The organism is Rhodococcus sp. no. 34, assembly GCF_054589475.1.
The window spans coordinates 478,561-485,336 of sequence record NZ_BAAILK010000041.1 but is presented as its reverse complement, the minus strand read 5'-3'; the positions used below and the strand labels follow the sequence as shown (position 1 = coordinate 485,336).

Sequence of the window (6,776 nt, the reverse complement as noted above, 5' to 3'; positions counted from 1 at the left end):
TGATCGGTGGGTTGGCTGGTTCGCAGGGAATCGTGTTGTACGAGTTGGCTTCTCAGCAGGGGTCGCTCGAGGATGCGTTCATGAAGTTGACCGGGGACGATGTCCAGTACCACGCATCCGGTATCGATCCGGGTGTCGGTGCACACCACGCAAATACACAGCAGGCAAACACGCAGCAGGCTATGGGAGGTGCACTGTAATGGCTGTTCTCAGTGCTGAACGTATCAAGATCACCACGACCAAGTCGCCGCTGTGGTGCTCGGTCATCATCGTCGTGCTCGCGCTCGGCTTCGCGGCCATCATGGGCGCGGTTGCCAAGTCGGCTCTGACGTCCTCCGACGTCCAGGGAGCACCGGACCTCGACACCGCCGTTGCCACGGCCGGCATCTCGGGTTTCGGAATCATGGTTCTCATGATCATGGCGGCCCTCGCGGTCACCAGTGAGTACCGCTTCGGGACCATCCGCACCACCTTCCAGGCCGTTCCGAACCGTGCCTCGGTTCTGATCGCCAAGGCCGGCCTCATCGGTGCTTTCGGTGCTGTACTGACATTTGTTCTCGCCTTCGGCGCGTACGCCATGGCCAAGGCCATCGCCGGTACCGAGGCGAGCGCCGGATTGACTCTGTCGAGCGGCAGTGACTGGCGCGCGATCTACGGCATCCCGATCTACGCCTTCCTGTGCGTGATTCTCGCTGTCGGCGTCGGATCGATCATTCGCCAGTCGGCCGGCGCTATTGCGTTGCTCCTGCTCTGGCCGCTGCTCATCGAGAGCCTGTTCGGACTGTTCGGCAGCTTCGGCGAGAAGATCACCCCGTTCCTGCCGTTCGCAAATGCAAACCACTTCCTCAGTGCGAGCAGCGGTGGCGTCGACTTCCACTGGGGACCCTGGGGCAGCCTGATCTACTTCGCGGCCTTCGTTCTGGTGATTTTCGGAGCAAGTATTGTCATCGTGAATCGTCGCGACGCCTGATCTTGTCGCTCCCTCGGTAGGTGTTGTCGGGAGACCTACCGAGAACCAGGAGTGACAGCAGAGTGGGGACCCAGTACGAAAAACCATTCGTACTGGGTCCCTTTCCTGTGCTTCGGCCGATATCCTCCGAAGATGAGACTCTTCGGTGTGGTTGTGGTCGCAATGGCTGGAGCACTCGTGGTGAGTGGATGCTCGTCGGGAAGTGAAGCGGCCGTCCCGACAGACCCGGTTGCATTCTCCGAGACCGTCACGGTCGACGCCGTGACGGGGCATCTGGAGCAACTCGAGAAGATCGCCGCCAACAACGACGGCAATCGATCGGCCGGAACCCCTGGTTACGACGCCAGTGTCGACTACGTGGCAAACCTGCTCGAAGACAAGGGTTTCGACGTCAGTACCCCGGAATTCGACTTCAGCTCCTTCGATCCCGGGACCGAATCCCTGAAAGCCGCTGACGGCTCCGATGTTCCGGTGCGGGCGTTGACGTATTCGACGTCCACGGGTCCGACCGGAATCACGGCGCGTCTGGTGGCGATTCCCGCTGACGAGACCCCCGGTTGCGAGGCCACCGACTACGACGGCCGCGACGTGAACGGTGCCATCGTGCTGGTCACCCGTGGAGTGTGCCCGTTCGGCGACAAGCAGAAGATCGCCGCTGACCGCGGCGCGGCAGCGCTGTTGGTTGCCAACAACGAGGACGCAATGCTGGGCGGGGCAACCTTGGGTGAACCCGAAGACGCCCGCATTCCGACCGGCGGGGTGAGTAAGGCGTCGGGCGAGGCTCTTGCCGCAGCGCCCGGAGACCTCACGCTGATTCTCGACACGTCGACGGAAACGACGAAGTCGCGCAACGTGATTGCGCAGACCAAGACCGGCGCGACCGACAACGTGGTTGTCGTGGGCGCCCACCTCGACAGCGTGCCGGAAGGTCCCGGAATCAACGACAACGGAAGCGGTACCGCAGCCGTACTGGAAACCGCGCTGCAGATGGGAAGCTCACCGAGCATCGAAAATGCCGTGCGTTTCGCTTTCTGGGGAGCGGAAGAAGTGGGATTGGTCGGCTCCACACGCTACGTCGAGGGTCTGAGCGATCAGGAACGGGCCGACATCGCCCTGTACCTGAATTTCGACATGCTCGGTTCGCCCAACGCCGGATACCTGGCTTACGACGGCGACAACTCGGATGCCGTCGGGGAGGGGCCCGGGCCCGAGGGGTCGGCGGGCATCGAGCGCACCTTCGTCGATTTTCTCGCCGGGCGAGGGATTGCGGCGGACGGAACGGACTTCGACGGGCGCTCCGACTACGGCCCGTTCATCGAGATCGGGATCCCGGCGGGTGGCGTGTTCAGCGGCGCGGACGAGCGCAAGACGCCGGCACAGGCCGAGAAGTGGGGCGGAGAGGCGGAGGAGACCTTCGACCCGAACTACCACAGTGCCCAGGACAACCTCGCGAACATCGATCGCGAAGCGCTCGCTGCCAACGCTTCTGCAGTAGCCTTCGGAGTTGCGACGTATGCCCAGGATTTGAGCGGGCCGAACGGAGTTCCCGTCGGCGATGCCCGGACACAGGCCAGAACCGAATGATCGACTGACCGAATGATCGACTGACCGAATGATCGACTGTGCGAGCGACCAGGAGGCCACTGTGCGAGAACGGCGGCAGCACACTGTCTGTAACTCTGAGTTACGCTTGAGTTATGGCTGATCTGTCCCCGGAGAACACCGACACGGCAGGTGCTTCTTCCTCCTCGGTTCGAGGCGTCGTCGACGTCGTCTTGAACTCTGCGGCAGAACTGAACCGTCGGCAGCAGCTCATCGACGCGCTACGGCGGCTCAGGCGGGCACTACCCGGTGATCCAGGGTTTGGGGACCCACTCTCGCTTGCCGGCCCCGGCGGTGCGCGCGCCGTGGCGCGCGTCGCTGACAGATTGCTCGATCAGAAGCCGGCAGCCACTCGCGAAGTGAGCCTCGGAGCACTGCAGGTGTGGCAGGCAGCGCTGGAAAAGATGGGCCGCGGACGTGGCGATCAAGAACTGACCATCGTCTTCACCGATCTGGTGGGCTTCTCCACCTGGTCGCTCGCAGCCGGTGACGGCGCGACGCTGACCCTTCTGCGTGCGGTGGCGCAGGCCGTGGAAACTCCGATCACCGACAACGGCGGACACGTCGTCAAACGGATGGGGGACGGTCTGATGGCAGTGTTCATTCGTCCGGATGCGGCTTTGAAGGCGGTGTTCACCGCGCAGGACGCGCTCGCGGAAGTCGATCTCGACGGGTACACCCCACGCATGCGCGTCGGCCTACACACGGGTACCCCGCGCCAGATCGGCGACGACTGGCTCGGCGTCGACGTGACCATCGCCGCCCGCATGATGGGCCTGGGCGGCGACGGCAACGTCATGATGTCGGCGACGACTCTCGAGGAACTCGAAGCCGGCACCCTCGAGGATCTCGATCTCACGATTCGGCCATGGCGGCGAGGGTTTTTCGCCACGACGCCCAACGGGGTTCCCGTCGACCTGGGAATCTGGCGCGTACGCCGGAACTAGCGCACTGGACCTCGAGCGCTAGACCTGGAGCCGCCAGAGCGGGGACACCGGACCGTGTCCCGCGCCGAGGTCGTACGACGCCTCGAGGCACTTGGTCACCCACTCCTTGCCGAACGCCACCGCGTCCGGAACGGAATAGCCGTGTGCGAGAGCGCAAGTGATCGCAGCAGCCAGTGTGTCTCCGCCACCGTGATCGTTGCCGGTGTCGATCCGAGCACTGCTGAATTCGAGGAAACGGTCGCCGTCGAACAACAGGTCGGTGGACAACTCCGAAGTACGAAGGTGGCCACCCTTGACGATGGACCATTGAGCGCCGAGCGCATGCAACGCTTCTGCCGCTTGGCGGGCGCTCTTGTCGTCGACGACCTCGATACCGGTGATCAACCGAACCTCGTCGAGGTTCGGAGTGACCACCGTGGCAGCCGGAATCAAGGTGTTGCGGACCGCGTCGAGAGCTTCTTCGTGCAACAGCGGATCGCCGTGCATCGACGCGCACACCGGGTCGACCACGAGCGGAATCGGACGGTCGCGGCCGATCCCAACCTCGGCGGCAACCGCGGCCACCGCTTCGATGATCGTCGTCGACGCGAGCATTCCCGTCTTCGCCGCACCGACGCCGATGTCCGAGACCACGACCCGCACCTGGTCGGCGACGATCTCCGGCGGAATCTCGTGGAATCCGCTGACTCCCACCGAATTCTGGACCGTCACCGCGGCGACGGCCACGCAGGCGTGCACTCCGCACATCGCCATCGTGCGGGAATCGGCTTGAATGCCGGCTCCGCCACCGGAGTCGGTTCCGGCGATGGTCAATGCCCGAATCGGGGTCTGTCCGGCGGGGGTCAGGGGCAGCAGCTTCACGACGACGAGCCTACCGATCGGACCTGGGGAAACGGCAGCTCGGTCCCACCTCTCGCGGGAACTATGCCCGAACCGCGATTGCGATCCGGTCATTCCCGGTGCAAAAATTGGTCGAACCCGGGACAGCGTCGTCGGTAGCTGATTCTATGAGTGGCATGGATCACAGTTATGGAGAGCGTGCGAACGCAGCTGTCGCCGATCGCGCAGGTGCACATCGTGCCGTGGAGGTCGCCGCAATGAACGACATCGAAAATTCGAAAACCGGAACCTCACCGGAAGTCACGCTCGTGGACAATCCGTCGCACGAACGATTCGAACTGCTCTCCGACGACGAGTTGGTCGGCATCCTCGGATACCGCGACGAAGACGAGATTTCGGGGAGCGGAGCCGAAGCGGGCGACGTGGTTGCGTACATGCATACCGTCGTCAAGGAGGAGTACGGCGGGCAGGGACTGGCAGCCGTACTCGTGCAGTTCGCGATGGACTGCGCCCGTGAACGTGAATGGTCGGTACGGCCTGTGTGCACCTATGTTCAGCGGTACCTCGGCGAGCATCCCGAGTATCTGGAACTGCTCGTCGAGGACTAGAAGCCCGAGGGTGCAAACAGACGATCAGGCTCCGAGATTCACGATCACCCGAGATTCACGATCACCGGAGCGTGATCGCTGGCGCCCTTGCCTTTTCGCTCGTTTCGATCGATCTCGGCCGCCTCGACGTGTGCTGCGAATGCCGGTGAGCCGAGGATGAAGTCGATTCGCATACCCTGCTTCTTCGGGAAGCGAAGCTGCGTGTAATCCCAGTACGTGTACACGCCGGGACCGGGTGTGTACGGGCGAACTACGTCCGCGAACCCGGACTCGGTGAAGGCGGTGAACGCAGCTCGTTCCGGCTCCGACGTGTGGGTCTTGCCCTCGAAGAAAGCGGGATCCCACACGTCGTCGTCCGTGGGAGCGACGTTCCAGTCGCCGACCAGGGCGATCTGCGCGTCGGGATCCTGCTTGAGCCAGCCCTCCGCGTCGTCGCGCAGCTTGGCCAGCCAATCCAGCTTGTAGGCGTAATGCGGGTCTTCCAGCTCACGGCCGTTGGGGACGTACAGGCTCCACACCCGCACACCGCCGCAGGTGGCACCGATCGCACGTGCCTCGCGGACCGGGTCTGCCTCGGGATCCTTGTCGAATCCGGGCTGATCCTCGAATCCGATCTGCACGTCGTCCAAGCCGACGCGGGAAGCGATGGCGACACCGTTCCACTGGCTCAACCCGACGTGGGCGACCTCGTAGCCGATCTCCTTGAAGCGTTCGTACGGAAACTGCTCGTCCTTGCACTTGGTTTCCTGCATTGCCAGGACGTCGACGTCGGATCGACCGAGCCAGTCGATGATCCTGTCGGTACGGGCACGGACGGAGTTGACGTTCCAGGTAGCGATGCGCACGAGGGCAAGCCTAGCGTCAGCCGCCGACAGGATCGGTGGCGTATCGGTAGCGGTGGTGTTCGACGAATCCGAGCCGCTCGTAGAGCGCGATCGCCGCGGAGTTGTCCGCCGAAACCTGGAGGTACGCGTGCGTCGCACCGTTCTCACGACCCCAGGAGAGTAGATCTCCGCAGATCAGCGACCCGATTCCGTGACGACGGTGTTCAGGGGCGACGTGAATGCCGGTCAGTCCTACCCAGCGTTTGTGGTCGGGTGCCTCGGTGAGCGCAGCGCGCCCGATGGCAAGCGTGGTGTCGGTGTTTCCGATCGCGCCGAAAGTTGCAGTGCCCACGACAGCCGTGAGGACCGCCTCGACGTACGCCGGATCGCCGTGGGCGTCGTACATCGACAGCCAGTTGTGGTCGGGGCGGTCGGCGAACGAGGTGACCGGAGGACCGAGCGGCAGCGTGACATTGTCCAGATCGGCGGCCATCACGATGGTTTCCTTCTTGCTGGTCCACCCGTCCGGAACGGTGCCGAGTCGATCGGGGAGAAGCAGCAGGGTTGGCAGGCCGCGGTCACCGAACCACTGGCGTATCCGCTCGATGGTGCTCGCTTCGAAGCCGGCAACCGCCCCCGCACCACCGAGCGGCAAAGCCGAATTGGCGCGGCCGGTGACACCGTGACCGGCGCGCAGCAACCAACCGTCGATCCACGCCTGCTCGACCCCCGGCCACGCCGCCGCAGCAGCCGTTTCGAGGTTTCGAATCTCGCCGATGCGAATCGGGCGGGCCGAGAGACTCTTGAGCGCGATCACCTGATCGGCGGAGACCTGGACCAGCCGACCGTCGCCGGCGCGAACGGCGATGGGATCGGCGCCCTCGAGGATGCCGATGACGTCGGTCATGGGATGCGAATAGCCGGGTGGGAGCTTGTATCGCAAAACCACCCGGCTACCGATCGAAATGTTGCCGTTCAGAGCAGA

Annotated in this window: 7 protein-coding genes and 1 pseudogene; 5 read left to right on the top strand and 3 right to left on the bottom strand. The window is 63.9% G+C overall.

The annotated features are described in order from the left end of the window. The 4 genes and pseudogenes from ACYP01_RS19645 to ACYP01_RS19630 all read left to right on the top strand — a co-directional run. Nucleotides 1–200 (top strand): annotated as a pseudogene (locus ACYP01_RS19645) (ABC transporter ATP-binding protein); the annotation flags it as partial. After that, a complete protein-coding gene (locus ACYP01_RS19640) occupies nt 200–970 on the top strand; it encodes an ABC transporter permease (protein ID WP_047268852.1) in 771 nt (256 codons plus the stop codon). The pseudogene ACYP01_RS19645 and the gene ACYP01_RS19640, both read left to right, overlap by 1 nt. 132 nt (nt 971–1,102) lie before the next feature. Next, the gene (locus tag ACYP01_RS19635) at nt 1,103–2,554 is read left to right on the top strand and encodes a M20/M25/M40 family metallo-hydrolase (protein ID WP_459681866.1); all 1,452 of its coding nucleotides are present in this window, start codon (nt 1,103–1,105) and stop codon (nt 2,552–2,554) included. Nucleotides 2,555–2,667: 113 nt separating this feature from the next. Beyond that, the gene (locus ACYP01_RS19630; RefSeq protein WP_007730127.1) at nt 2,668–3,519 is read left to right on the top strand and encodes an adenylate/guanylate cyclase domain-containing protein; all 852 of its coding nucleotides are present in this window, start codon (nt 2,668–2,670) and stop codon (nt 3,517–3,519) included. A gap of 18 nt (nt 3,520–3,537) precedes the next feature. Here the strand turns inward: ACYP01_RS19630 and thiD are convergent, their stop codons facing one another. Then, complete coding sequence (gene thiD, locus ACYP01_RS19625; protein ID WP_003945044.1) at nt 3,538–4,380, bottom strand: bifunctional hydroxymethylpyrimidine kinase/phosphomethylpyrimidine kinase; 843 nt, start codon at nt 4,378–4,380, stop codon at nt 3,538–3,540. A 236-nt stretch (nt 4,381–4,616) separates the two neighbouring features. Here thiD and ACYP01_RS19620 point away from each other — a divergent pair, with 236 nt between their 5' ends. After that, nucleotides 4,617–4,967, top strand: coding sequence for a GNAT family N-acetyltransferase (locus ACYP01_RS19620; RefSeq protein WP_003945052.1), 351 nt, complete (start codon nt 4,617–4,619; stop codon nt 4,965–4,967). A 44-nt stretch (nt 4,968–5,011) separates the two neighbouring features. On the opposite strand, the gene ACYP01_RS19615 is transcribed toward ACYP01_RS19620, so the two are convergent. Both ACYP01_RS19615 and ACYP01_RS19610 read right to left on the bottom strand, forming a co-directional pair. Continuing rightward, nucleotides 5,012–5,812: an exodeoxyribonuclease III gene (locus tag ACYP01_RS19615; RefSeq protein ID WP_459681862.1), complete on the bottom strand. Its 801-nt coding sequence runs from the start codon at nt 5,810–5,812 to the stop codon at nt 5,012–5,014. Nucleotides 5,813–5,828: 16 nt separating this feature from the next. Continuing rightward, on the bottom strand, nt 5,829–6,770 hold the full coding sequence (locus ACYP01_RS19610) for an N-acetylglutamate synthase, CG3035 family (RefSeq protein ID WP_443951820.1): 942 nt from the start codon (nt 6,768–6,770) through the stop codon (nt 5,829–5,831). Nucleotides 6,771–6,776: the final 6 nt, after the last annotated feature.